Below are 26,127 nucleotides of genomic sequence, written 5' to 3'. Positions count from 1 at the left end.
TGAGGTCACTGCGGCGGCGAGCCGCCGCTTTACGGTCCCGGCGTCCCTCCCGATGGTGGCGATCGTGGGGCCGCATGACGAATTCCTGCGCATCCTCGAGGGCGCATTGGACGCCGACGTGCACGTGCGCGGCAACGAGATCACCCTCGCCGGCACGCCCGAGGCGGTCACCCAGGGCGTCGAGGTGCTCACCGAGATGGTCACCATCACCCGTACCGGCCAAGGCCTGACCGGGGACGCCGTGGAGCGGATCGTCTCGATGGCCACCGAGCCCGACGGAGTGCAGGCGTCCGAGGTGCTGACGCAGAACATCCTGTCCACGCGCGGGCGCACCATCCGGCCCAAGACGCTCAACCAGAAACGCTATGTGGACGCGATCGACGCCCACACCGTCGTGTTCGGCATCGGCCCGGCCGGCACCGGCAAGACCTACCTCGCCATGGCGAAGGCCGTGCAGGCGTTGCAGGCCAAGGAGGTCAACCGGATCATCCTGACCCGTCCCGCGATCGAGGCCGGCGAGCGGCTTGGCTTCCTGCCCGGCACGCTGAACGACAAGATCGACCCCTACCTACGTCCGCTCTACGACGCCCTGCACGACATGGTGGACGCCGACTCGGTGCCCAAACTGCTCACCGCCGGCACCATCGAGGTGGCACCGTTGGCGTATATGCGCGGCCGGACGCTGAACGATGCGTTCATCATCCTCGACGAGGCCCAGAACACCTCGATGGAACAGATGAAGATGTTCCTCACCCGGTTGGGCTTCAACTCCAAGATGGTCGTCACCGGCGACGTCACCCAGGTCGACCTGCCCGGCGGCCAGAAGTCCGGCCTGCGCGAAGTGCAGCAGATCCTCGACGGCGTCCACGACATCGCGTTCTGCCAACTCACCAACCGCGACGTGGTCCGCCATCAGTTGGTCGGGCGCATCGTCGCCGCCTACGACCGCTACGAGTCCACCTCACCCCCGCGACACGAGAGCCGCGCACCCGGCCGCCGATAGGATGACGGCGTGATCGACCTGAACAACGAGTCCGGCGTGGAGGTCGACGAGCAGCGGCTCGTCAAGCTCGCGCGCTTCGCCCTCGCCGAACTACGCATCCATCCCCAGGCCGATCTGTCGATCCTGCTCGTCGACGAGGCGACCATGGCCGACTATCACCAGCGGTTCATGAACCTGCCCGGTCCGACGGATGTGCTGAGTTTCCCGATGGACGAGCTGCGCCCCCCCGCCGATGACGACGAGGAGCCCCCGCTCGGATTGCTGGGCGACATCGTGCTCTGCCCGACGGTGACCGCCGCGCAGGCGTCCGAGAATGGGCGGACGCCCGAGGGCGAGGCCGACTACCTGCTGATCCACGGACTGCTGCACTTGCTCGGCTACGACCACGCCGAACCCGACGAGCACGCGGTGATGTTCGGCCTGAACGACCGCATCATCGCCGCCTGGGACTCCTCCCGCCGCTGATCGAAGACGCCCGGCTGCCTTGGGAGGAGTGCTCCCGCGCCCGCTAGACTGTGCGGCAGTCCTAACGAGGAGTCGTGAGTAACCCCTGTTAACCGAGACTGAGTGGATCGTGCTGGCGGTCGCCGCAGTGTTCGTGCTTGTGGCCGGCATCTTCACCACGATCGAAAGTGCCCTGCAGTCGTTCAGTAAGTCCCGCGCGGAAGCGCACCTGAAGGAGGGCGCCCGTGGCGCCGAGCGGCTGGTCCAGATCACCCAGGATCCCGCGCCTTACTTGAACACCCTGCTTTTTGGCCGCATGCTGCTGGAGTTCAGCGCCATGGCGATGGTGGGAGTGGTGGTGTTCACCCACTTCGAGGCGCTCTGGGAGCGCCTGCTGTACACGATCGGCCCGATGCTGATCGTGTCGTTCGTGCTGCTCGGGGTGGCCGCGCGCACGCTGGGCCGCCAGCACGCGGACGCCGTGGCGTTGCGCACGGCCGGCTTGACCGGCGCGCTGACCACCGTGCTGGGCCCGATCCCGCAGATCCTGATCGTGATCGGCAATGTGATCACCCCCGGTCGCGGGTTCACGGACGGCCCATTCACCTCTGAGGCCGAATTGCGTGAGCTGGTCGACATGGCGGAGGCCTCGGAGGTGATCGAGGACGGCGAGCGCCGGATGATCCATTCGGTGTTCGAACTGGGCGACACCATCGTCAAGGAGGTGATGGTGCCGCGCACCGAGATGGTGTGGATCGAGGCCGGCAAAACGCTGCGGCAAGGCCTGTCGCTGGCGCTGCGTTCGGGTTTCAGCCGTATCCCGGTGATCGGCCACGACGTCGACGATGTGCTCGGCGTCCTCTACCTCAAAGACCTGATCCGCCGCCTGTACGACAATCCGGGCGGCCAGTCGTCGGAGACCGTCGACTCGCTGATGCGCGAACCCACGTTCTGCCCGGATTCCAAGCCGGTCAACGACCTGCTCGCCGAGATGCAGTTGAACCGCAGCCATGTCGTCATCGTCATCGACGAGTTCGGCGGCACCGCGGGCCTGGCCACCATCGAGGACATCTTGGAGGAGATCGTCGGCGAGATCGTCGACGAGTACGACGAGGAGATCCCGCCGTGGATCGAACTCGCCGATGGACGTTTCCGGGTCAGTTCCCGGCTGGGAGTCGACGAGCTGGGTGACCTGTTCGGCCTCAAGGTCGACGACGAGGACGTGGACACGGTGCTCGGCCTGATGGCCAAGGAATTGAACCGCATCCCGATCCCCGGTTCGGTCGTGGTCTGGGAAGGGATCGAGCTGGTTGCCGAGCGGGCGTCCGGACGCCGGCACACCATTCAGACGATCGTGGCCGGCCTGGTGGCCGACGCGGACGCCGACGCCGGCGTGGATGCGGCGGTGGCGCTGGCCACGGGAGAATCGAAGCGCTGGCGGGTCGACCCGAAGTCACCCAAGTCTCCGGCGGAGGAGGAAGCATGACCGAACCATTCGACACCGAGGGCCTGGACGCCGCCGAGCTGGCGCTGTTCCGTCAGGCCGGCGCGCCCGCGCCGGGCCCGCTGCCCGTCCCGAAGGGGTTCCGTTCGGGCTTCGCCTGTTTCGTTGGACGCCCCAACGCCGGCAAGTCGACGCTGACCAACGCGATCGTGGGGGAGAAGATCGCGATCACCTCCTCCAAGCCGCAGACGACGCGGCGGATCATTCGCGGCATCGTCAACCGTCCGCTCGCCCAGCTGGTGCTGGTCGACACGCCCGGTTTGCACCGTCCGCGCACGCTGCTCGGCCAGCGCCTCAACGACCTGGTCTACGAGACCTGGGCGGGCGTGGACGTGATCGGCGTCTGCCTGCCGTGCAGCCAGCGGGTCGGTCCGGGCGATGAGTACCTGCTCCGCGAGATCGCCTCGCTGCCCCGGCGTCCGAAGCTGGTGGCGCTGGCCACCAAGACCGACCTGGTCGGTCCCGAGCGGATCGCCCAGCACCTGATCAAGATCGCCTCGCTGGAGGAGGAGCTCGGCATCCGCTGGGAGGCGATCGTGCCGGTTTCGGCGCTGACCGGCGACCAGGTCGGCATCGTGCTCGACGAGCTGATGAGTCATCTGCCGCCCGGCCCGCCGCTGTACCCCGACGGCGAGACCACCGACGAGCCGGTCGAGACCCGGATCGCCGAACTGATCCGCGAGGCGGCCCTCGAAGGCGTCACCGATGAGCTTCCGCACTCGATCGCGGTCGTGATCGACGAGATGCGCCCGCGGGAGGATCGCCCCGCCGACAAGCCGATGATGGAGGTGTTCGCCTCCATCATCGTCGAGCGCGACAGCCAGAAGGGCATCATCATCGGCCACCGCGGCGAGCGGCTGAAGCAGGTGGGCCGGGATGCCCGCTTGCAGGCCCGCGAACTGCTCGGCATGCCGGTGCACCTGGCATTGCATGTCAAGGTGCTGCCGGACTGGCAGCGGGACGCGAAACACCTCAACCGCCTCGGGTTCTGAGCCGTCGTGGACGCCGCCACCCCCGGCGCCACCGATCCCGGCGACGCCCGTGAAGAACGCCGTCGATGGTTCGACGTGCGGACATGGGGCGCGCTCGCCTTCGCGACCGCGCTCGCACGCCAGGGCGTCCGCCGGGTGCGCGGAGCGCTCTGGCCGATGCTCACCGCCGCCTTCGCGGCCTCGCTGGCCTACCTGATCGCCGAGCAGTTGCTCGGCCGGTCGGTGCCGATGTTCGCGCCCATCGCCGCCTGGGTGTGCCTGGGCTTCAAGGTCGACCGGGTGCCGCGGAAGGTGGCCGAGCTGGGCGTAGGGGCCACGGTCGGCGTCCTGATCGGCGAACTCCTGGCCGGGTGGATCCATCTCGGCTGGTGGCAGATGGGCGTCGCGCTCATGGTCGGCGGGGTGATCGGGCGTTTCCTCGACCACGGTGACCTCACCACCATCCAGGCCGGGGTGAATGCGGTCGTGGTGGTCGGCATGTCCTGGTGGCAGGCGGCCACCGGTGGCTTCACCGGCCGGTGGATCGACGCCGTGGTGGGCGCGGGGGTCGCGTTCGTGTTCGCGATCCTGCTGCCACGCCACCCGACCGAGCGGCCCCGTCGCTACGCCGCCGCGACGCTCACCGAACTCGCCACCCTGGTCACGATGGTCAGCAAGGGGTTGACGACCGGCGACCGCCAGATCATGCGGGACGCCCGCGGGCAGGCGCGTGCGGTCGGTAACCTCTCCGAAAGCTGGGAGGAGACGCTGGTCACCGCCCGCGCCGTGGTGAGGCTCAACCCGAGCCTGTGGCGCCAGCGCGGTGAGGTGGCCGAGCTGGAACGCGTCTTCCGGCTGGCAGCCCGCGCCCGGCGCGTCGCCGACATGCTGGTCCGGCAGGCGCGCGGCATGACCGAGGAAGTCGGCCCGATGCCCGAACTCGGCGCCCTGGTCCGGGGTGTCGCCCAGGCCGCACACGCGCTCGCGGTGTCGGTAGGGCAGTGGCGGCGTCCGGACGAGGCTCGCGCAGCCTTGCTCGAGATCGCCTCGCGGGTGGCCCCGGCCGAACTCGCCGAGGAGGACTGGCGGCCGGCCGCGCTAGCGTCCGTGCTGCGGGCGCTGGTGATCGACCTGCTGCAGATCACCGGCCTGTCGCGGGAGGCGGCGCACGATGCGCTGACCGATACCTGGGGGCGTCCCTACGGTCCGCACGACGCCCCGGTCCCGCCTTCGGAGAGCGACGACGACGCCTCCGAGCTGTGGGGATGAGCACGTCGCCGCCGCAGTGGTGTACCATCGCCGACATGGCTTGGGCGAACCTGCTTCTTGGTCGCCGCAGCGAGGCCTAGGGCTCCTCACCACACGGCGAGGTTGAGCCGGTCGGGCTTCCTCGTTGCGGAGTTTCTGCATGCGCCTGGCATCCCACTCATTCACGCAGATGTGAGGAACCACCATGACCACCACCGCTACCTCCCGTTTCGGCACCCGCGTTCAGCAGGGCAAGCCCGTGCAGCAGCCGAGCCCGATGCCGTTCCACCGCTACACCGCGTTCCAGCCGGTGCAGGTCCCCGACCGCACCTGGCCGGACAAGAAGATCACGCAGGCGCCGCGCTGGCTGTCGACCGACCTGCGCGACGGCAATCAGGCGTTGATCGACCCGATGACCGTCTCCCGCAAGCTGAAGATGTTCGATCTGCTGGTCAAGATGGGCTACAAGGAGATCGAGGTCGGCTTCCCGTCGGCGTCCCAGACCGATTTCGACTTCGTCCGCAAACTGATCGACGAGGATCGCATCCCCGAGGATGTGCAGATCTCGGTGCTGGTGCAGGCGCGTGAGGACCTGATCTCCCGCACCGCCGAGTCGCTGGTCGGCGCACGCCGGGCGAACATCCACCTGTACAACGCCACCGCCGAACTGTTCCGCCGCGTCGTGTTCAACATCGATGAGGCCCAGTGCATCGGCATGGCCAAGCGCGGCACCGAACTGGTGATGAAGTACGCCGAGAAGCACCTGGGCGACGTCGAGTTCGGCTACCAGTACAGCCCCGAGATCTTCACCCAGACCCCGACCGACTACGCCATCGAGGTGTGCAACGCCGTCGCCGAGGTGTGGCAGCCCGGCCCCGACCGCGAGATCATCTTCAACCTGCCCGCCACGGTGGAGATGAGCACGCCCAACACCTACGCCGACCAGATCGAGTACTTCGGCCGGCACATCGACAACCGCGAATACGTCGCGATCTCGCTGCACCCGCACAACGACCGGGGCACCGCCGCGGCGGCGACCGAGCTGGGCATCATGGCCGGCGCCGACCGCGTGGAAGGCTGCCTGTTCGGCCATGGCGAGCGCACCGGCAACGTCGACCTGGTCACCTTGGGCATGAACCTGTTCAGCCAGGGCATCGACCCGCAGATCGACTTCTCCAACATCGACGAGATCCGCCGCACGGTCGAGTACTGCACCGGCCTGCCGGTGCACCCGCGGCATCCCTACGCCGGTGACCTGGTCTACACGGCGTTCTCCGGCTCGCATCAGGACGCGATCAAGAAGGGCCTGGAGGCGCTGGACAAGCGCGCCGCGGCGCAGGGCAAGGGCGTGCACGAGATCGCTTGGGAGGCGCCTTACCTGCCGATCGATCCGTTCGACGTGGGCCGCACCTACGAAGCCGTGATCCGGGTCAACAGCCAGTCCGGCAAGGGCGGCATGGCCTACATCATGAAGAACGACCACAAGATGGACCTGCCGCGCCGTCTGCAGATCGAGTTCAGCCGGGTCGTGCAGCAGCACACCGACGAGGTCGGCGGCGAGGTCAGCCCCGAGCAGATGTGGGAGATCTTCGAGGCGGAGTACTTCGGCGACGAGACCCCGCTGCAGCTGGTCCGCAACAACTCCCAGTCCGAGAACGGCTCCTACTCGGTCGAGGCGACCGTCACGGTGAACGGTGCCGAGCGGAAGATCAGCGGTGAGGGCAACGGTCCGCTGTCGGCATTCGTGGACGCCCTGGGCATGGCCGGCTTCCGGGTGCGGGTGCTGGACTACAGCGAGCACGCGCTGAGCTCGGGGGGTGACGCCCTGGCCGCGGCCTACGTCGAGGTCGAGATCGACACCGACAGTGGCACCCGCATCCTGTGGGGCATCGGGCGGCATTCCTCGATCGCCACCGCGTCGATGAAGGCCGTGATCAGCGCCGTCAACCGCAGCGATCGCGAGGACTGACACTCCACGACGCAGAGGCCGGCCGTTCCCCAGTGGGGGATGGCCGGCCCTTGCCGTGCCCGGGCTCTTCTGGTGGAACGTCCTGCGAACGCCACCGCCTTGTCCCTACACTGCGTCACGCCGTTGTTACACGGTGTTACCTCACAGTCATAGGAGACCCTCATGGAACTGAGCCCCGTCCTTCAAGAGGAATTCGACATCGTCGTGCGGCGCAATCCCGGGGAGGCGGAGTTCCACCAGGCCGTCCGCGAGGTTCTCGAGTCGCTGGCCCCGGTGATCGACAAGCACCCCGAGTATGTCGAGTCGGGCATCATCCCGCGCATCTGCGAGCCCAACCGCCAGATCATCTTCAAGGTCAACTGGCAGGACGACCGCGGCCGCGTCCACACCAACCGCGGCTTCCGCGTCCAGTTCAACAGCGCGCTGGGCCCCTACAAGGGCGGCCTGCGCTTCCACCCCAGCGTCTACCTGGGCATCATCAAGTTCCTCGGCTTTGAGCAGATCTTCAAGAACGCGCTGACCGGCATGCCGATCGGCGGCGGCAAGGGCGGCTCGGACTTCGACCCCAAGGGCAAGTCCGACAACGAGGTGATGCGGTTCTGCCAGTCGTTCATGACCGAGCTGTCGGGCCACATCGGCGCCGACGTCGACGTGCCCGCCGGTGACATCGGCGTCGGCGGCCGCGAGATCGGCTACCTCTTCGGCCAGTACAAGAAGCTGACCGGCCGCTACGAGTCCGGCGTCCTCACCGGCAAGGCGATCTCGCTGGGTGGCTCGCGTGCGCGCACCGAGGCGACCGGCTACGGCACCGTCTACTTCGCCAACGAGATGCTGAAGCTGTCCGGGGAAAGCTTCGACGGCAAGAAGGTTGTCGTGTCCGGCTCCGGCAACGTGGCCCTCTACGCGGTCGAGAAGGTCAACCAGCTCGGCGGCACCGTGGTCGCGATGTCCGATTCCAGCGGCTACATCGTCGACGAGAGCGGTCTCGACTTCACCCAGATCCAGGACCTCAAGGAGGTCCGCCGCGGCCGGATCAGCGAATATGCCGACGCTAACTCGAGCGCGCGGTTCGTCGCGGACGGCTCGATCTGGGACGTGCCTTGCGATATCGCGCTGCCCTGCGCCACCCAGAACGAGCTCAACATCGGCGGCGCCCGTGCGCTGATCAAGAACGGCTGCACCCTGGTCGCCGAGGGCGCCAATATGCCGGCCACCCCGGACGCGATCCGCGCGTTCACCTCCGGCGGCGTCCGGTTCGCGCCCGGTAAGGCGGCCAACGCCGGCGGCGTGGCCACCTCGGCGCTGGAAATGCAGCAGAACGCCTCGCGTGACTCGTGGACCTTCGAGCACACCGAGGAGCGGCTACACGACATCATGGTCGGCATCCACGCGCGCTGCTACGAGACCGCCGAGGAGTACGGCGCCCCCGGCGACTACGTCATCGGCGCCAACATCTCCAGCTTCCTGCGGGTCGCCGACGCGATGATGGCCCTGGGCGTCATCTGAGCGCGGACGCCGGCGCGCACACCACGCGCTGGCTGACGATGTCGGAGTAGAGCTCCAATCCTTCGAGCCGGGCCACGTGGATCACCTCCGCGAGGCCCGGTTCGGCGTCGCGGACCAGCGAGCCGAACAGGTTGGGTCGCTGCAGCGCCATCTCGGGATGGAAGGTGACGTCCGGCCGCTCGCCGAAGATGGCGGCGTAGAAGATGCCGGTCTCGACCAGATCCTGGAAGAAGTGGCTGCCGTAGCTCAGTTCGGGCCGGAAGTCGCCCTCGGCGTAGGTGGCTTCGACCAGCGCTGCCGCATGGTTGATCTCGGTGAACCGCACCGGCACGCCCAGCGACACGGTCGTGGTTCCCCAGCGCCCCGGACCCATCAGCAGGTACTGGGTGCCGGCCAGGGCCCGGTTGACCGCACCGATCCCGCGCGCGACGGCGTGCCGGGCCGGGCTGCCCAGCTTCATGTAGGCGTCCGGGCGGACGGAGACCACATAATCCAGCGGCAGGCGAACGTTGCCGCCCATGAACTCGCCCTGGGAGGCGAACAGGACGCCGTCAGGATCGGCGACCTCGGGCATCGCGACGGCCGCACCCGGGCCGCGGGTCTGCAACGGCCGGCATTGCACGATGCCGATCCGCGGCGCCCCGGCCGCATTGATGTTGACGGTGAACTCGACGTCGACCGGGTAGTGGTAGGCCTCGGCCAGCGCGGCCAGCATGGCGCGCATCACCCCCGGAAAGGCGGTGCCGGCCAGCAGGCCGCGGAAGTCGGCGACCACCGGCGGTGGTCCGGGCCGCGCGCGGCGTCCGGAACTGCGCTCGCGCTCGACCAGCCGGCGCAACACCGCCCGGTCGGGGCTGACGAACAGCGACCAGTCGGCGCGGATGTCGGTGCTGGTGAGGTCGTCCAGCCGGACGGTGCTGAAGGTGTTCGTGGCCAGATCGACCGCGTCCACGCGGCGCTGGCTGTGCGCCGACAGGTCCTCGGGATCCGACAGCCGTCCGCGCAGCGGATCGTCCAGCGCCACGATGCGGGCGTGATCGGTGGTGGTCCGGTCGACCGCGCGGGTGCCCATGCCGATCACCAGCCGCAGCATGCCGGCCTCGGCGTCCACCTCGGCATCCCAGGTGTACAGGTTGGAGGAGTTCGCCACGCCGGCGGCGTGCGGGAAGAACAGCGACCCGTGATGGTCGCCGGAGACGCGCTGGACCAGGATGGCCATCTGCTCGTCGGCGCCGGCCAGACCGCGGGTCAGGCGGTAGGCGAGGGCGTCGGGGCTCATCGCGGACGCGTACACGGTGCGGACGGCGTCCTCGAGCGCCTCCAGGCGCTCCTCGGGGGTGCCCTGGTTGGCCAGGAACACCGAGTCGTACTTGCCGGCGAAGGCGTTGCCGAAATTGTCCTCCAGCAGCGAGCTCGACCGGACGATGATCGGCGCCTGGCCGTAGTGCTCGAGCATGCGCAGGAACTCCTCGCGCACGGGCGCCGGGAACCGGCCGTGCGGGAGTTCGGCGTGCAGCGCGGCGCCCGCCTCCAGGAAGCCGTCGGGGGAGCGCTGCTCGAGGCGGTGATGCCACCAGCCGTTGGTGACCAGGTAGGTGTAGAACACGTCGGTGCCGATGTGGAACGAGTCGTGCGGCTCCAGGTGCTCGCTGAACCGGCCGGCCGGGTCGTGGGCGAGAATGGCGCGCGCGGTGAGCATGCCGACGGCCTTGCCCCCGATATTGCCGGTGCCGACCAGGCGGGACGCGATCAACACCAGGTCGCTCAGGCGCAGGTGCCGCCGGGCCAGGCCACCCATCCGCTCGGTGTCGCGGCCCAGCAGCGCGTCGGCGAGGACGCCGTGCGCGTGCACCTGCTCGTCCAGCCCGGCGTCGAGGGCGTCGAAGGCGCGATCGACCAGGCGCGTCCAATGATCGGGGCGCCCGCGCCGGCGTCCCTGGGCGGCCGACAGGCGGGCGGACGCCTCCGAGGAGGTGACCGGCGTCGCCTCGCGCCCGCGCACGTAGTGGGGGAAGAACATGGTCGGTGAGGAGCGGCCGTCCACCTTGAGCGGGTGCACGTAGACCTCGTCGTCGACCACCTGCAGGTCGAACAGCACCTGGGTCGTCTCCCGGATGCCGGCCAGCGTGGCCAGCGTAGTCTGCTCGCGCAGCAGCGGGAAGTAGGCGATCGTGTCGAGCTCGTACAGGAACGGGCAGGTGACCTTGAAGAAGTTCATCACCATCAGGTCCGAATGCCAGGCATGTCTCAAGGTGGCCAGCGAGTCGAACACGTAGAAGGCCTCGGGGCCGGTCGCGGCGATCAGGTCGTGGACGGCCACCGCGAACGGCTCGAAGCCGGCTGAGGGGTCGAGCAGGTGCTCCTCGACGTCGTCGCCGCCCAGAAACTTGTCGTGGTCGGCGAAGCGCACGTAGACGAGCCGGCGTCCCTCGGCGCGTGCCGAGCGCAGGAACGGGGCCAGGACGCGGGCGAAATCGTCGAGCGTCGAGCATTGCCACACGACGTTGTCTCCGATGCGCAGGCCGTCGATCGCAGCGTCGAGCCCGACGATTCCGGTTCCCGGGTGTTGCGGCGTCGCATCCATGGGCGAAACGCTACCGGCCCCGCGTGCGCCGCGCCGACGCCTGTCCCGATCGGGCGGCAGCGCCGCGCGTGCGCGGATTGTGACCAGGTCGTGAAGGAAAAGGATTGCTCTTCCTTGTCGAAATAGAGCAAACTCGGCGGTTAACCCGGTTGGCCGGCCAGGCCGCCGACCGGGAAGGTAACCGTTCTACACGAGGTGGTGTTGAAGCATGGTTGACATATCTGGCAGTGGCTCCGTAGGACGGGTGGCCCCCGTCCCCCCGATCTCGCGGGTGGTGACGATCGCCGCCGCGGCGGCGATGGGCGGCTTCCTCTTCGGCTTCGACACGGCCGTCATCAACGGCGCGGTCGGCGCCATCGGCACCTGGAGCGGTGTCGGCGCGGTGCAGCTGGGGTTCTCGGTCGCGAGCGCGCTGCTCGGGTGTGCGGTCGGGGCCTGGTTCGCCGGGCCGATCTCGGCCAAGCTGGGCCGGATCACGGTGATGAAGCTGGCCGCGCTGCTGTTCTTCGTGACCTCGCTCGCCTGCGGCCTGGTCTGGGACATCTGGTCGTTGACCGTGTTCCGCCTGATCGGCGGCCTGGCGGTGGGCGCCGCGAGCGTCATCGCGCCGGCCTACATCGCCGAGGTGTCGCCGGCCGAGGTCCGCGGACGGCTGGGGTCGATGCAGCAGCTCGCCATCGTGCTCGGCATCTTCGTCTCGCTGCTGTCCAACTACGCGCTCGCCCAAGCCGCCGGCGGTGCCGGCAATGTGCTGTGGTTCGGGCTGGAGGCGTGGCGCTGGATGTTCATGGCCGAGTGCATCCCGGCCCTGCTGTACGGCGTCCTCGCCTTCACGATCCCCGAATCCCCGCGCTTCCTGATCGGCAAGGGACGCCTGGACGAGGCCGCCCAGATCCTCACCCAGTACGTGGGCGGATCCATCGACGAGAAGATCGCCGACATCCGGTCGACGCTGTCGGAAGAGTCGCAGATGTCGGCGGCGGTGCTGCGCGGCCCCGATGGCAAGCTGCTGCCGATCGTGCTGGTCGGCATGGCGCTCGCGGTGCTGCAGCAACTGGTCGGCATCAACGTGATCTTCTACTACTCCACGATGCTGTGGGAGGCGGTCGGCTTCACCGAGTCCGACGCCCTGCTCACCGGCGTGATCACCTCGGTGACCAATATCGCGACCACGATCCTGGCCATCGCGCTGATCGACAAGGTGGGCCGCAAGCCGCTGCTGCTGGTCGGCTCGATCGGCATGGCGGCCACGCTGGGCACGATGGCGTTCATCTTCGGCACCGCGCCGGTGGAGGACGGCCAGCCCGTCCTGGCTGCCGGGATCGGCATCCTCGCCGTCGTCGCGGCGAACCTGTACGTGGTCTTCTTCGGCATGAGCTGGGGCCCGATCATGTGGGTGCTGCTCGGTGAGATGTTCAGCAACAAGATCCGCGCCTACGCGATCGCGATCGCCGGCGCCGCGAACTGGATCGCCAACTTCATCGTGTCGCAGACCTTCCCGCCGCTGGCGGCGATGAGTCTCGGCTTGGCCTACGGCATCTACACCGCAATGGCACTGCTGTCGTTCTTCTTCGTGGCAAAGTTCATCAAGGAGACCCGCGGCATGGAACTGGAGGAAATGGTATGAGCAACGGATTCGGCATCGACATCGGCGGCACCGGCATCAAGGGTGCGTTGGTCGACCTCGAACGTGGCGACCTCGCCGGGGAACGGGTGCGCATCCCGACGCCGCAGCCCGCGACGGTGCCGGCGGTGCTGGATACGGTCAAGGCCGTCATCGATCAGGCGGGCTGGGACGGGCCGGTCGGCTGCACGTTCCCGGGCATCGTCCGTCACGGCGTGATCGGCTCGGCCGCGAACGTCGACAAGGGCTGGATCGGCGTCGATCTCGCCCAGCAGCTCAGCGAGAAGATCGGCCATCCGGCGGTCATCCTCAACGACGCGGACGCCGCGGGCATCGCCGAGATGCAGTTCGGCGCCGGCCGTGACCGGAACGGTGTGGTGATCATCGTCACGCTCGGCACCGGCATCGGCACGGCGGTGTTCGTCGACGGCACGCTGGTGCCCAACACCGAACTCGGCCACATCGAACTCGACGGCTTCGATGCCGAGACGCGGGCGTCCTCGGCGGCGCGCGAGCGCGAGGAGCTGAGCTACAAGAAGTGGGCGGTGCGCCTGCAGCGCTACTTCAGCCACATGGAGATGCTGTTCTCGCCGGATCTGTTCATCGTCGGCGGCGGAGTCAGCAAGAAGTCGGAGAAGTTCCTGCCGCGGCTGGATCTCAAGACCGAGATCGTGCCCGCGCAGCTGCTCAACCAGTCCGGCATCGTGGGGGCGGCCGTCGAGGCCGCGCGCGTGACCGCCTGAGCGAGCGTCCGTTACGCCGGTCCCGGGGGAGCGATCCTCGCCCGGGACCGGCGTAAGTGCGCGGTCATGGCGGCCGCGGCCCCCTCGGCGTCGGATCGTTCGATCGCCTCGGCGACCGCGGTGTGCTCGTGCACCAGCCGGGCGAAATGCTCGTCGTCGGTGACCAGGGCGTCGCCCTGCATCCCGGCCCGGTGGGCCAGGATCGCCCGCGGGCCTACCGCCTTGAGCACCGAGGCGATGTAGCGGTTGCCGGACGCCTCCGCGATCCGGGCGTGGAAGGCGAAGTCGGCCTCGATCAGGTGGACGCGTTCGCCCTCCAGGCCGGCGAAGGTGGCCAGCGCCCGCCGGATCGAGGCCAGCTGCGCCGGCGTCCGGCGCTGCGCGGCCAATGCCGCCGACTGGGGCTCCAGCCCCAGTCGCATGTCCATCATGGCCAGCACATCGTGCGCGCCACGCACCTGCAGCCACGGCGGCGCGGAATCATTCCCGACCAGAACCGGAGACGTCACTGGTTGCCCGAGCACGAACGAGCCGCGGCCCTGGAACGTCTCCACCAGCCCGGCAGCGCGCAACGCCGCGGTGGCCTCGCGGACCACCGTCCGGCTCACCCCGAACTCCTCCGACAGCGCCGACTCCGAGGGCAGCAGGGCGCCGGGGGCCAGATCGCCCTCGATGATCCGCTGTCTCAGGACGCCGGTGAGCGCGTGCCCGAGGCCGCGCGGATCGTCGCGATCGAAGGTGGCTGCCATGGCCCTGACGCTAGCGCGTCAGCGGACGCCGACCTCGCAGGTGTCCGTCGTCCACGCCCGTAGCTGGTCGGACAAGGTGACCCCGAGGCCGGGGCGCTCGGAGACGATCATCCGGCCCTCAGCGATCGCCATCCGCTCGTTGAACAGCGGGTCGAGCCAGTCGAAGTGCTCCACCCAAGGCTCGCGGGGATAGGTCGCCGCCAGGTGGCAGTGGATCTCCATCGCGAAGTGGGGCGCCAGTGACAGTCCGGCCTGATCGGCCAGCGCCGACAACTTCAGGAACTCGGTGATGCCGCCGATGCGGGGGGCGTCGGGCTGGATGATGTCGCAGGAACGGTGCTCGATCAGCTTGACGTGCTCGGCGACCGAGGCGAGCATCTCGCCGGTGGCGATCGGGGTGTCGATCGCCCGGGCCAGGTCGGCGTGGCCGGTGTAGTCGTAGGCGTCCAGCGGTTCCTCGATCCAGACGAGGTTGAACTCCTCCATCGCCCGGCACATCCGCATCGCGGTGGCGCGATCCCACTGCTGGTTGGCGTCCACCATCAGCGGGAAGTCGTCGCCCAGGTGCTCGCGCATGGCGGTGAGGCGGCGCATGTCGACGCTGCGGTCGGGGTGGCCGACCTTGATCTTGATGCCGCCGATGCCGGCCTCGCGCGAGGCGGTGGCGTTGTCCAGCATCTCCTCCAGCGGGGTGTGCAGGAATCCGCCGGAGGTGTTGTAGGTGCGGACGCCGTCGCGGTGCGCGCCGATCAGCTTGGCCAGCGGCAACCCGGCGCGCTTGGCCTTGAGGTCCCACAGGCAGACGTCGATGGCGGCCAGCGCCTGGACGGCCACGCCGGACCGTCCGACCGAGGCGCCGGCCCACAGCAGCTTCACGAAGAGCTTGCCGATGTCGTTGGGGTCCTCGCCGATCAGGTTGTCGGCGATCTGCCGGGCGTGCGCGAACTGGGCCGGGCCGCCGGCGCGTTTGCTGTAGGAGAAGCCGATTCCCTCCTGTCCTTCGGCGGTGCGGATTTCGGCGACCAGGAAGTGGACCTCGGTCATCGGCCGCTGGCGTCCGGTGAACACCTTGGCATCGCTGATCGGGGTGGCCAGCGGCAGGACGACGGCGCTCAGTGTGACGTGCGCGATGGTGTCGGACATCGGGCTCCTTTGCTCGAGATGGCAATGATCATACAAGTGATTGACTCGTCTGACGAGAGGTGTCACGATGGAAGCATCTCAACGACGAGTGAAGGGAATCCCCCCATGGATTTCGGCACCACGATCACTTCCCGCCGCGCGTTCCTCGGTCTGGCCGGATCGGCCGCGGCCTTCGCCCTGACGGGCTGCTCGGTCCAGGGCGGCGCCAACGCGAACACCAACACCGCCGCCGCGGTCAACTACCCGACCAAGCCCGTCGAGTTCGTCCTGCCCAACTCTCCCGGCGGCAGTACCGACCTGATCGGGCGCGCCGTCGCCAAGGCCTGGGAGCCGTCGCTGGGCCAGTCGCTGGCCATCGTCAACAAGCCCGGCGCCAACGGCATGCTTGGCGGCAAGGAGGCCCTGGGGCGTCCGGCCGACGGCTACACGCTGGTCGAGTTGTTCCAGACGCTGATGGCGATCACCCCGCTGACCACCAAGGACAGCGAGGCGATCACGATCGACCAGATGGACGTCATCGGCGGCCTCACCGTCGAGGATTACATGTTCGTGGTCAACGGCCAGCGCGCCTCGGAATTCCCCACCCTGAAGGACGCGCTCGCCGTCAACGGCCTCAAGTACGGCACCGCGGGTGTGGGCACCGGCACTCAACTCGCCGGCGCCTGGCTGATGGCCAAGTCCGGCGCGCGTCACGTGGACGTGCCGTTCACCGGCGGCTCCCAGTCGGTGACGGCGCTGATGGGCAACCAGGTGGACGCGATCAGCTGCCAGCTGGCCGAGGGCATGTCCCAGGTGAAGGACGGCGTCTTCAAGCCGCTGTGCATCTACGGGCGCCAGCGCTCGGAGTTCCTGCCTGAGGTGCCCACCGCCGCCGAACTCGGCTACGACGTGTTCGTCGACCAGCGCCGCTTCGTGGCCGGCCCCAAGGGCATGCCGGACGCCGTGAAGGCCAAGCTGCGCCAGACGCTGACCGAGGCGTTCAAGAACGCCGAGTACGGCGACTACCTGAAGCAGAACCAGTTCTCCCGCTGGGAGGTCGACGCCGACGCGGTCGTCAAGCAGATGACCGAGGCCGTCGCGGAGGCCAAGCGCGTCGTCGCGGAGAACAACATCGACCTGGGCGGCTGAACTCTCCTTCGCACCCGTCCGGTGTTCCGGGCCGCGTACCTCCCTGACTGGTGCGCGGCCCGGTTCCACGTCCGCACCCGGCGCGAGGGCGGGCGGGCGTCCGGGTCTAGAATCGCGCGCATGTCCAAAGTGCTCATGAAGCTCCCTGTCGGGGAGAAGGTCGGCCTGGCCTTCTCCGGCGGCCTCGACACCTCGGTGGCGGTCGCCTGGATGCGAGAAAAGGGCGCCATCCCCTACACCTACACCGCCGACATCGGGCAGTACGACGAGCCCGACATCGACTCGGTTCCCGGTCGCGCCGGCGAGTACGGCGCCGAGGGCTACCGGCTGGTCGACTGCACCACCGAACTGGTCAACGAGGGCCTGGTGGCGCTCGCCTGCGGCGCTTTCCACATCCGCAGCGCCGGCGTCCCCTACTTCAACACCACGCCGCTGGGCCGTGCGGTCACCGGCACGATGCTGGTGCGCGCCATGCGCGAGGACGACGTGAACGTGTGGGGCGACGGCTCCACCTACAAGGGCAACGACATCGAGCGGTTCTACCGCTACGGCCTGCTGGCCAACCCGCAGCTGCGCATCTACAAGCCGTGGCTGGACGCCGACTTCGTCAGCGAACTGGGTGGCCGCGACGAGATGAGCCAGTGGCTCGCCGAGCGCAAGCTGCCCTACCGCGACTCCAAGGAGAAGGCGTACTCGACCGACGCCAACATCTGGGGCGCCACGCACGAGGCCAAGAAGCTCGAGTTCCTGGGCACCGGCATCGAGATCGTCGACCCGATCATGGGGGTCGCCTACTGGCGCGACGACGTCGAGATCGCGCACGAGGTCGTCACGGTCGCCTTCGAGCAGGGCATCCCGGTCAGCATCAACGGGCAGACCTTCGCCTCGCCGGTCGCGTTGGTCCGTGAGGCCAACACCATCGGCGGACGCCACGGGCTCGGCATGTCCGACCAGATCGAGAACCGCATCATCGAGGCGAAGAGCCGCGGCATCTACGAGGCGCCCGGCATGGCGCTGCTGCACATCGCCTACGAGCGCCTGGTCAACGCGATCCACAACGAGGACACCGTCGCCAGCTACCACAACGAGGGCCGCAAGCTCGGCCGGCTGCTGTATGAGGGCCGCTGGCTCGACCCGCAGTCGCTGATGATCCGCACCTCGCTGCAGCAGTGGGTGGCCTCGGCGATCACCGGCGAGGTGACGCTCAAGCTGCGCCGCGGCTGGGACTACTCGATCCTCGACACCACCGGCCCCGCGCTGTCCTACCACCCCGAGAAGCTGTCGATGGAGCGGGTGCAGGGCGCCGCGTTCGGCCCGGTCGACCGGATCGGCCAGCTGACCATGCGCAACCTCGACATCGCCGACACCCGCACCCGGCTGGAGCAGTACTCCTCGCTCGGTCTGGTCGGCGGGGCGATCTCCGAGCTGGTCGGCGAGCTTGATCAGGGCGAGGCCCGGGCGATCGCCGCGAGCAGCGACGCGACCCCGGACGCCATCGAGGCCGCGCAGATGATCTCGGGCATGGAGGCGGGGACCGACTGACCCCCGCACCTGGGCCTACGAACGCCGGGCGCCGCCTCGATCGGGAGATCCTGGGGCTGGCGATCCCGGCGTTCGCCACGCTCATCGCCGAACCGCTGCTGGTGCTGGTCGACACCCTCGTCATCGCGCACCTCGGAGCGTCCCAACTGGGTGGTCTGACGCTCGCCTCGAGCGTGCTCGGGATCGTGGTGGGGCTGTCGGTGTTCCTGGCCTACGGCACCACCGCCACCGTGTCGCGCCGGCTCGGCGCCGGCGATCGTGCCGGAGCACTGGCTGGCGGCCTGGACGGGCTGGTGCTCGGGATCATCCTCGGCGCGTTGGCTGCCGCAGTGCTGGTGCCTGGGGCGCCGGTCATTCTCGGCTGGTACGGCGGCGCCCCCGACGTGACCGCCTTCGGTGCGCAATACCTGCGGATCGTCGCGCTCGGCCTGCCCGCGCAGATGCTGATGCTCGCCTCGACCGGGGTGCTGCGTGGCCTGCAGGACACCCGGACGCCGCTGCGCGTCGTGGTCACGATCAACCTGCTCAACATCGCCTTCAACCTGGTGCTGGTCCTGGGGCTCGGGTTCGGCATCGAGGGCGCGGCCGCCGGAACGGCGACCTCGCAGTGGGTGGGCGCGCTGATCATGGCCGGCCTGGTGCTGCGCGGGGCGCGGCGCGAAGGCGTCGGGCTGCGACCGCGTCCGGCGGGCGTGCTGGTGGCGGCCCGGATGGGTGGCTGGCTGGTGCTGCGCAACGGAACCTTGCAGGCGGCCCTGGCGCTGACCACGGTCACCGCCGCTTCACTGGGCACCGTCGCACTCGCCGCCCATCAGGTGGTGGCCGCGGCGTGGTCGCTGATGACCTACGGCCTGGACGCCTTCGCGATCGCCGCCCAGGCCCTGGTCGGCCTGCGGTTGGGCGCGGGGGACCGTGGCGCGGCCCGCGGGGTGCTGGCCCGTGTGCTCGCTTGGGGCGTCGGGTTCGGTGTGGTGATCGGGATCGTGCTGGCTTTGGCGCGCGTGCCGGTCGCGGGACTGTTCGGAACGCAGACGGCGGTGCAGGAGGTCGCAGCCGCCGCCCTGCTCATGCTCGCGGCCGCGGCACCGATCGGCGCGATCGCCTTTCAGCTCGACGGCATCCTGATCGGCGCCGGCGACGCCCGCTTCCTGGCGCTCGCGGGGGTGGTGACCACGCTGGTGTACGCGCCGTTCGCGCTGGCGGTGATGGCGACCGGAGCGGGCCTGGCCTGGCTGTGGGGCGCCTACACCGTGTGGCTGTTCGCCCGCGGCGTGGCGCTCGGCGTCCGCACCCGCGGCACGGGTTGGATGCGTACCGGCGCCTGAGGCCGTCCGGCGGCGTATGGTGGGAGGTAACCCGGCACCACGGCGCAGCGGGCTTCACTCACCGAGGAGGGAGCAGGGGCTATGTCCATCAGTTTCGATGCCACTGGAAAGATCGTTGTGGGAACCGACCTCTCCGGTCGGGCCACGATCGCGGTCGAATGGGCGGCAGACCGAGCGGTCGAACGCGGAAAGGACCTGGTGATTCTCACGGCATTGCCGGAGGTCCCGATCCCGCACCGCAACAGCCTGTACGGGGCGATGGCCGCAGGTGATTGGCCGTCGCGCCTGCACGACGAGGCGCGGCACAATCTCAAGAAGTTGCGCGACACCATCGTCGCCAAGCATCCGGGCCTGAATATCGAGGCGCGGATCGAAGAGGCGATGGGCTCGTATGCGCTCGCGCAGGCGTCCAAGACGGCCGAACTGGTCGTCATCGGCGCGCGCGGCCAGACCGCGCCGCTGCGGGCGCGCGCCCTCGGCGGCACCGCGCTCGCCGTGATTGCGCACGCGCACGGCCCGGTCGCGGTGATCCACGATCAGGCGCTCGGTATTCCCGGCGGTCCGGTGATCGTCGGCATGGACGACAGCCCCGAGTCGGAGGGGGCGTTCCGGTATGCGGCGACCGAGGCGCTGGCGCGCGGCGTCCGGTTGCATGCGGTGCATGCGGTCGACCTGACCACGTGGACGCTCGGCCTCGCCGAGGCGGGCATCGACATCGCGGCGGTCGTGGCCGGTATCAAGGGCCACATGAGCGACCTGATCGACAACTACGCGTCCGAGTACCCGGGGCTGGAGTACCACCTGGAGGTCAAGCCCGACCGTCCGGCGTCCGCGCTGATCACGGCCTCGGGTGAGGCCAGCCTGGTGGTCGTCGGCGCCCGCGGACTGGGCGGATTCGCCGGCCTGCTGCTCGGCTCGACCAGCCGCGCGGTGGTCCGCGAGACGCTGTGCCCGGTGATCGTGGTGCGTGCGCCGAAGAAGAAGCGCTAGTCAGTCGCTGGTCGGTGGGGTGATCTCGTTGGGGATCGCCCCACCGTAGCGGCGGTCGCGCTGGGCGTACAGCTCGAGGGCGTGCCACAGGTCGCGGCGGTCGAAGTCGGGCCATAGCCGGTCCAAGAACACCATCTCGGCGTAGGCCATCTGCCAGACCAGGAAGTTCGACGTGCGCTGCTCGCCCGAGGAGCGGATGAACAGGTCGACATCGGGAATGTCCGGCGCGTACAGGTGGGAACGGAACGAGGCCTCCGAGATCTTGTCAGGGTTGATCCGGCCCTCGGCGGCGGCACGGGCCAGCGAGCGGACGGCGTCCACGATCTCGGCGCGGCCGCCGTAGTTGACGCAGAACTGCAGGGTGAGCGTGTCGTTGTGCCGGCTCATCTGCTCGGCGACCTTGAGTTCGTCGATGACGCTCTTCCACAGCCGCGGGGTGCGCCCGGCCCACACGATGCGCACCCCCAGGTCGTTGAGTTCGTCGCGGCGGCGATGGATCACGTCACGGTTGAACCCCATCAGCCAGCGCACCTCGGCCGGCGAGCGCTTCCAGTTCTCGGTGGAGAACGCGTACGCCGACAGATACTTCACCCCCGCCTCGACCGCGCCATGGATCACGTCCAGCAAGGACGCCTCGCCGCGTGCGTGCCCGTCCGTGCGGGGCAAGTTGCGCTGCTTCGCCCATCGCCCGTTCCCGTCCATCACGATCGCGACATGCTTGGGGATCAGCGAGGCCGGAATCTGCGGCGGACGTGCGCCGGAGGGATGCGGTCGAGGAGGAATCGGGCTCACAGGTCGAGCGTAGTGCGCGCGCGTCCAAGCGGCACGGTGCTGGGCCTAGGGGAAACCCGGCGTCGGCCGGCCACCCCGGGTGATTTCGCACGAATCAACCACTCGAGGGTGGCTGGGGAGCACCCGGACCCCGTCGAGTGGCTGATTCTTGCGAAACCGAGTTCACGAGGCGACCCGGATGCGATGGCCGCCCGGCGGCGTCCGGTGCTGCCGGGCGCGGACGAGACTGCGCACGATCCTGACGAACTCTCGCGGCGTACCGAAGACGACCGCGGACCTGATCCGGATCACCTCCCAGCCTGCCTCGGCCAGACGCAGGTCGCGCTGGGCATCGCGGGCGACCTGGTCGGGTGAGCGATGGTAGGTATCGCTGTTGAGTTCGATGACCAATGCCAGGTTAGCGAAGATCAGATCGCCGTAGCCGATCAGGTTGCCGTCTCGGTCGGTGAGGGCGCGGTTCGCCACCCAGCCCTCGATGTGCGCATCGCGCAGGAGTTGATGGGCGGTTCGCTCCAGGATCGACCATGGCCGGTCGCGGAGTTGATGCACCGTGCGGCGAATCGAGGCGAGCCCACGGCGTCCGGTTTGCAGACTGAGGGCGTAGCGCAGATCGAACGGGGCGACGCCGCAGCGCAGAGCATCATCGAGATAGCGGTCGTGGTAGACGAGCGCCAGGTCGATGGCGGTCAAGGCACGGGTGGTGATGCGATAGCCGTCCATGCGCCGGATCAGTCGTGGGTGAATGCTGCGGCGCTCGAGCCTGAATCCCGGCCTCGACACGCGTGTGCCATGGGTGGCGGCATCGACGAAGCTGGCCGGTGGCAGCCCCTTCCAGCCCCCGAGGATGCCGGCGGCCAAACCGGTCACCACCGCGTCCGGGTAGGCGAGGCAGACGGCGCGGGCGCGGACCTCAAGGTCGTCGGCCTCACACGACCGGCTGTAGACGCCCGGAAAGAGCGCGAGCAGGCTGCCGTCCTCCAACCCGCGGCGCAGCGCGTAGGCCAGTTCGGGATGGTCGCGCCGGGCGACCACGCCGCCCCCGGCGTCCAGGGCGTCCTCGACAAAACGATGCATGCCTCATTGCAGCGCGCCCGGGTGGTGACGACCAGCCCCAATCGGGTGCTGTGTGGACAACTCTGCGCTATCCACAAGCGTGAGGTGTGCTCGCGGGCGCTGGGTCTGGTGTCGCTGGGTGGCTGGGCGAGGATGAAGCTGAAGGCGTCCGTGCATCGGCTTGTCCTCGCAAGAATCGACCACTCAACGGGCCCTGGGTGGCCTCTGGACCCCCTCGAGTGGCTGATTCTTGCGAGAAAGTCGCGTTGCTGAGCTACCAGGGTGGCTACTCGCGTCGGTGGAAGCGTCAGCCCTGCCCGCCGGGAGTGTGGTCGTGGTCGCGCGGGCAGTACCAGCGCAGATCACCGTCGATGAATTCTGGCCAACTCGGGTGGACATGGCCGGGGCAGGGCCGGAACGTCGCACCGTGGGTTTCTTCGATGATCAGGGCGTACACCTGGTCGACGAAGGAGTTCGCGGCACCGTCGTCGGCCAGATCGTCACCGGTGAAGGTGGGAAGGCCGCCGCAAGCGCCGTCGGCGTTGATGAACTCCGCGTAGGTGTGCCGGATCGTCTCGCCGTCCCACGGGTCATCTTCGGTCTGCGACACGACGGACGCCACCCGCCAAGGCGGCCTGGCCCCGGCCTCGTCGAGGACGCGCTGGGCCAGGGCACGAACCGCCTCGCAGACACTCCAACTCATCGGGAACCCCTATCGGTCGACGTGCTCCAGGGTGCGCAGGCCGCGGTCGAGATGCCAGCCTACGAAGGCGGCGACCAGACCGGACGCCTGGCGCTGGTCGGTGGGGTGCGCCTCGCGGGTCGCGGGCCAATCCCCGCTGATCAGGGCCGACAGCAGTGCGAGGGTCGAGGGCCGGACCAGCGCGGTGCCGGGCGGACGACAGCGCCGGCAGACGACTCCGCCCGCCGAGGGTGAGAAATAGTCGTGCGGACCGTCGGTTCCGCAGGAGGCGCACTGGTCCAGGCTGGGCGCGAAGCCGGCGGTGGCGACCGCGCGCAGCAAGTAGGCGTCCATCACCAGGGGGGCCGGGCGTGGGCCGTCCGAGGTGCCGGTGACAAGGGCGTTCAACGCCCCGGTGAGCAACTGGAACTGCGGAAGCGCCGGCTCGTGTTCGATCGAGACGAGCCGGTCGGCGGTCTCTAGCATCACCTGGCCCACCGTGTAGCGCGGGTAGTCGGTGCACAGCGGCTCCGACCAGGCGTGCAGCGTGACCGCCTCGGTGATCACGTCGAGGGTGCGCCCGGTGGCCAGCTGCAGGTCGACATGCGTGAAGGGTTCCAGCCGGGCGCCGAACTTCGACTTGGTGCGCCGGACGCCGCGGGCCACCGCCCGTACTTTGCCGTGGCGGCGCGACAGGAGGGTGATGATCCGGTCCGCTTCGCCGAGTTTCTGCGTGCGCAGCACGACAGCCTCGTCGCGATAGGTGGGCATCGGTGCCGGTTCAGGCGGAGCAGGCGGCGCACAACCCGTGCACCTCGATCGAGTGATCGACGCCGGTGAAGCCGTTCTCGGCAGCGAGCGCGGTGATGCGATCCTCGACGCCCTCGAACTCGATCTCGACGGCACGCCCGCAGGAGCGGCAGACCAGATGATGGTGGTGCGAATGCGTGGCCTCGCCGCAGGCGCGATAGGTGGCCTGGCCATCAGGCGTCCGGACCACGTCGACGCGCTCGGCCTCCACCAGCGACTGCAGGTTGCGGTAGACGGTCGCCAGGCCCACCGAATGGCCGCGGTGGCGCAGGATGTCGTGAATGTCTTGGGCTGACTTGAACTCGTCGAGCTCGCCGAGCACCTCGGCGATCGTCGTGCGCTGACGCGTCTGACGTTGGGGTGCGCTGCTGCTCATCGGGCCTCCTTGATCCCGTTCAGCTTACCCAGCGGCGCTAGTGTGGGCCGCATGCTGGCCTTCAGTCGTTTCCGCGTCGCGGCGGACGCCGAGGCGTCCTTCATCGAACGTGCGGACGCCGCCGTCGCGTTCTTCCGGACGCGGCCGGGAAACCTGTCGGCCGAACTGGTGCGCAACCTGGACGAACCGGACCTGTGGGCGATCGCGACCGTGTGGCAGAACGTCGGTTCCTACCGGCGCGGCTTCAACGGCTACGAGGCGAAGATCGTGCTGGTCCCGCTGCTGAGCGAGGCCATCGACGAGCCGAGCGCCTACGACGACGCCTCCCAGGTCGGGTTCAACCTGCCGCGGGATCTGTGACGGCGGACGCGACGCGGGCGTCCGGACGCGGTTTAGTCCGGGACGCCGGTCAAGGATAGGGTTGCCGGGTTCAGGGGATGCCGGCCGGGCACCCCCCGCCGACAAGGAGGCATCAGGTCGCATGGCCAGCAAGCTCGACAACGTCATCAGTCTCACGAAGCGCCGCGGCTTCGTGTACCCCTGCGGAGAGATCTACGGCGGCACCCGGGCTGCCTGGGACTACGGCCCCTACGGCGTTGAGCTCAAGGAGAACATCAAGCGGCAGTGGTGGAAGGCGGTCGTCCAGAACCGTCCCGACGTGGTGGGCGTCGACTCCTCGATCATCCTGCCCCGGCAGGTGTGGGTGGCCTCGGGCCACGTGGGCGTGTTCTCCGATCCGCTGACCGAGTGCCTGAGCTGCCACAAGCGGTTCCGCGCCGACCAACTCGAGGAGGCGTTCGAGTTCAAGAAGGGCCGCAAGCCGGCCGGCCTCGAAGAGATCAACTGCCCCGAGTGCGGCACGCTGGGCCGTTTCACCGAGCCGCGCGACTTCAACATGATGCTGGAGACCCATCTCGGTGTCATCAAGGACGAGTCGGGTCTGCACTACCTGCGCCCCGAGACCGCCCAGGGCATCTTCATCAACTTCGCCAACGTGCAGCAGACCTCGCGGATGAAGGTGCCGTTCGGCATCGGCCAGGTCGGCAAGAGCTTCCGCAACGAGATCACGCCGGGCAACTTCATCTTCCGCACCCGCGAGTTCGAGCAGATGGAGATGGAGTTCTTCGTCGAGCCGGGCACCGACGAGGAATGGCACCAGCACTGGATCGACGCCCGCAAGGACTGGTACGTCGACCTGGGTATCGATCCGGAGCACCTGCGCCTGTACGAGCACCCGAAGGAGAAGCTGTCGCACTACTCCAAGCGCACCGTCGACATCGAGTACGACTTCGGCTTCACCGGCGGTGACGGCTGGGGCGAGCTGGAGGGCGTCGCCAACCGCACCGATTTCGACCTGGGCACGCATTCGAAGCACTCGGGCCAGGACCTGTCCTACTTCGACCAGGCCAAGAACGAGCGCTACGTCCCCTACGTGATCGAGCCGGCCGCCGGCCTGACCCGTTCGCTGATGGCGTTCCTGGTCGAGGCCTACACCGAGGAGCAGGCACCCAACGCCAAGGGCGGTTTCGACACCCGCACGGTGCTCAAGCTCGATCCGCGGCTGTCCCCGGTCAAGGTGGCCGTGCTGCCGCTGTCGCGCAACGAGAAGCTGTCGCCGAAGGCGCGCGAGCTGGCCGCCGAGCTGCGCAAGTACTGGAACGTCGAGTTCGACGACGCCCAGGCGATCGGGCGCCGCTACCGCCGCCAGGACGAGATCGGCACCCCGTACTGCGTGACGATCGACTTCGACACCCTCGACGACAACGCGGTCACCATCCGCGAGCGCGACACGATGGCGCAGGAGCGGGTCGCCCTCGATGAGGTCGTCTCCTACCTGGGTGCGCGCCTGATCGGCTGCTGACAAGCTGCTGAGCCGGACGCCGCACGGCGGTTCACCTTCGGGTGGGCCGCCGTGCGCATGTCCTGATCGCTTGCGCCTCC

General features: G+C 68.8%; 23 protein-coding genes. 15 read left to right on the top strand and 8 right to left on the bottom strand.

What is annotated here, in order from left to right; all coding sequences use genetic code 11:
* Positions 1–52 precede the first annotated feature (52 nt).
* The 7 genes from QM708_RS02530 to gdhA all read left to right on the top strand — a co-directional run bounded on the left by QM708_RS02530 (position 53) and on the right by gdhA (position 8,645).
* On the top strand, positions 53–1,003 hold the full coding sequence (locus QM708_RS02530) for a PhoH family protein (protein WP_415111240.1): 951 nt from the start codon (positions 53–55) through the stop codon (positions 1,001–1,003).
* Between the two features lie 9 nt (positions 1,004–1,012).
* A complete protein-coding gene (gene ybeY, locus QM708_RS02525) occupies positions 1,013–1,468 on the top strand; it encodes an rRNA maturation RNase YbeY (protein WP_415104072.1) in 456 nt (151 codons plus the stop codon).
* An 85-nt stretch (positions 1,469–1,553) separates the two neighbouring features.
* The gene (locus QM708_RS02520) at positions 1,554–2,933 is read left to right on the top strand and encodes a hemolysin family protein (protein ID WP_415111238.1); all 1,380 of its coding nucleotides are present in this window, start codon (positions 1,554–1,556) and stop codon (positions 2,931–2,933) included.
* Positions 2,930–3,943, top strand: coding sequence for a GTPase Era (gene era / locus QM708_RS02515; RefSeq protein ID WP_415104070.1), 1,014 nt, complete (start codon positions 2,930–2,932; stop codon positions 3,941–3,943). The genes QM708_RS02520 and era overlap by 4 nt, the downstream gene beginning before the upstream one ends.
* A gap of 6 nt (positions 3,944–3,949) precedes the next feature.
* Positions 3,950–5,191, top strand: coding sequence for an FUSC family protein (locus QM708_RS02510; RefSeq protein WP_415104068.1), 1,242 nt, complete (start codon positions 3,950–3,952; stop codon positions 5,189–5,191).
* Between the two features lie 184 nt (positions 5,192–5,375).
* The gene (gene leuA / locus QM708_RS02505) at positions 5,376–7,139 is read left to right on the top strand and encodes a 2-isopropylmalate synthase (protein WP_415104066.1); all 1,764 of its coding nucleotides are present in this window, start codon (positions 5,376–5,378) and stop codon (positions 7,137–7,139) included.
* 162 nt (positions 7,140–7,301) lie between these two features.
* On the top strand, positions 7,302–8,645 hold the full coding sequence (gene gdhA / locus QM708_RS02500; RefSeq protein ID WP_415104064.1) for an NADP-specific glutamate dehydrogenase: 1,344 nt from the start codon (positions 7,302–7,304) through the stop codon (positions 8,643–8,645).
* On the opposite strand, the gene QM708_RS02495 is transcribed toward gdhA, so the two are convergent.
* On the bottom strand, positions 8,638–11,229 hold the full coding sequence (locus QM708_RS02495; protein WP_415104062.1) for a PEP/pyruvate-binding domain-containing protein: 2,592 nt from the start codon (positions 11,227–11,229) through the stop codon (positions 8,638–8,640). The genes gdhA and QM708_RS02495 overlap by 8 nt on opposite strands.
* A 244-nt stretch (positions 11,230–11,473) precedes the next feature.
* Here QM708_RS02495 and QM708_RS02490 point away from each other — a divergent pair, with 244 nt between their 5' ends.
* Together QM708_RS02490 and ppgK are read left to right on the top strand one after the other, a co-directional pair.
* Positions 11,474–12,856, top strand: coding sequence for a sugar porter family MFS transporter (locus QM708_RS02490; RefSeq protein WP_415104060.1), 1,383 nt, complete (start codon positions 11,474–11,476; stop codon positions 12,854–12,856).
* The gene (gene ppgK / locus QM708_RS02485) at positions 12,853–13,596 is read left to right on the top strand and encodes a polyphosphate--glucose phosphotransferase (RefSeq protein WP_415104058.1); all 744 of its coding nucleotides are present in this window, start codon (positions 12,853–12,855) and stop codon (positions 13,594–13,596) included. The genes QM708_RS02490 and ppgK overlap by 4 nt, the downstream gene beginning before the upstream one ends.
* Positions 13,597–13,607: 11 nt before the next feature.
* On the opposite strand, the gene QM708_RS02480 is transcribed toward ppgK, so the two are convergent.
* Both QM708_RS02480 and QM708_RS02475 read right to left on the bottom strand, forming a co-directional pair.
* Positions 13,608–14,345, bottom strand: coding sequence for a FadR/GntR family transcriptional regulator (locus QM708_RS02480; RefSeq protein ID WP_415104056.1), 738 nt, complete (start codon positions 14,343–14,345; stop codon positions 13,608–13,610).
* A gap of 18 nt (positions 14,346–14,363) precedes the next feature.
* Positions 14,364–15,488, bottom strand: a complete 1,125-nt coding sequence (locus QM708_RS02475; protein ID WP_415104054.1) for an L-talarate/galactarate dehydratase — start codon at positions 15,486–15,488, stop codon at positions 14,364–14,366.
* A gap of 105 nt (positions 15,489–15,593) precedes the next feature.
* Between QM708_RS02475 and QM708_RS02470 the strand changes: the two genes are divergently transcribed.
* The 4 genes from QM708_RS02470 (at position 15,594) to QM708_RS02455 (ending at position 20,473) form a co-directional block, all read left to right on the top strand.
* The gene (locus QM708_RS02470) at positions 15,594–16,616 is read left to right on the top strand and encodes a Bug family tripartite tricarboxylate transporter substrate binding protein (protein WP_415104052.1); all 1,023 of its coding nucleotides are present in this window, start codon (positions 15,594–15,596) and stop codon (positions 16,614–16,616) included.
* A 111-nt stretch (positions 16,617–16,727) separates the two neighbouring features.
* A complete protein-coding gene (gene argG / locus QM708_RS02465) occupies positions 16,728–18,158 on the top strand; it encodes an argininosuccinate synthase (protein ID WP_415111236.1) in 1,431 nt (476 codons plus the stop codon).
* Positions 18,155–19,483 (top strand): MATE family efflux transporter, encoded by a 1,329-nt coding sequence (locus QM708_RS02460; RefSeq protein WP_415111235.1) that lies wholly within the window; start codon positions 18,155–18,157, stop codon positions 19,481–19,483. Before argG ends, QM708_RS02460 begins: the two co-directional genes overlap by 4 nt.
* Before the next feature lie 81 nt (positions 19,484–19,564).
* Positions 19,565–20,473 carry a universal stress protein gene (locus tag QM708_RS02455; RefSeq protein ID WP_415104050.1) on the top strand — a complete coding sequence of 303 codons (909 nt, stop codon included), beginning with the start codon at positions 19,565–19,567 and terminating at the stop codon, positions 20,471–20,473.
* Here the strand turns inward: QM708_RS02455 and QM708_RS02450 are convergent, their stop codons facing one another.
* The 5 genes from QM708_RS02450 to QM708_RS02430 all read right to left on the bottom strand — a co-directional run bounded on the left by QM708_RS02450 (position 20,474) and on the right by QM708_RS02430 (position 24,186).
* Positions 20,474–21,265 carry an isoprenyl transferase gene (locus QM708_RS02450; RefSeq protein ID WP_415104048.1) on the bottom strand — a complete coding sequence of 264 codons (792 nt, stop codon included), beginning with the start codon at positions 21,263–21,265 and terminating at the stop codon, positions 20,474–20,476.
* Positions 21,266–21,427: 162 nt separating this feature from the next.
* Complete coding sequence (locus tag QM708_RS02445; RefSeq protein ID WP_415104046.1) at positions 21,428–22,339, bottom strand: endonuclease domain-containing protein; 912 nt, start codon at positions 22,337–22,339, stop codon at positions 21,428–21,430.
* A gap of 286 nt (positions 22,340–22,625) precedes the next feature.
* Entirely contained in the window at positions 22,626–23,021 is a 396-nt protein-coding gene (locus QM708_RS02440) for a hypothetical protein (protein ID WP_415104044.1), read from the bottom strand.
* A 9-nt stretch (positions 23,022–23,030) separates the two neighbouring features.
* Positions 23,031–23,771 (bottom strand): DNA repair protein RecO, encoded by a 741-nt coding sequence (gene recO / locus QM708_RS02435; RefSeq protein WP_415104042.1) that lies wholly within the window; start codon positions 23,769–23,771, stop codon positions 23,031–23,033.
* Positions 23,772–23,781: 10 nt separating this feature from the next.
* Positions 23,782–24,186 (bottom strand): Fur family transcriptional regulator, encoded by a 405-nt coding sequence (locus QM708_RS02430; RefSeq protein ID WP_415104040.1) that lies wholly within the window; start codon positions 24,184–24,186, stop codon positions 23,782–23,784.
* A 51-nt stretch (positions 24,187–24,237) separates the two neighbouring features.
* On the opposite strand from QM708_RS02430, the gene QM708_RS02425 reads away from it, so the two are divergent.
* Both QM708_RS02425 and QM708_RS02420 read left to right on the top strand, forming a co-directional pair.
* A complete protein-coding gene (locus QM708_RS02425) occupies positions 24,238–24,546 on the top strand; it encodes an antibiotic biosynthesis monooxygenase family protein (protein WP_415104038.1) in 309 nt (102 codons plus the stop codon).
* A gap of 121 nt (positions 24,547–24,667) precedes the next feature.
* Positions 24,668–26,047, top strand: a complete 1,380-nt coding sequence (locus QM708_RS02420; RefSeq protein ID WP_415104036.1) for a glycine--tRNA ligase — start codon at positions 24,668–24,670, stop codon at positions 26,045–26,047.
* Positions 26,048–26,127 lie beyond the last annotated feature (80 nt).

The organism is Propioniciclava sp. (genome assembly GCF_047602245.1).
Classification (GTDB): Bacteria; Actinomycetota; Actinomycetes; order Propionibacteriales; family Propionibacteriaceae; genus Propioniciclava.
Note: the sequence above shows the minus strand (reverse complement) of the source record. Positions and strands in the feature narration are given on the sequence as shown.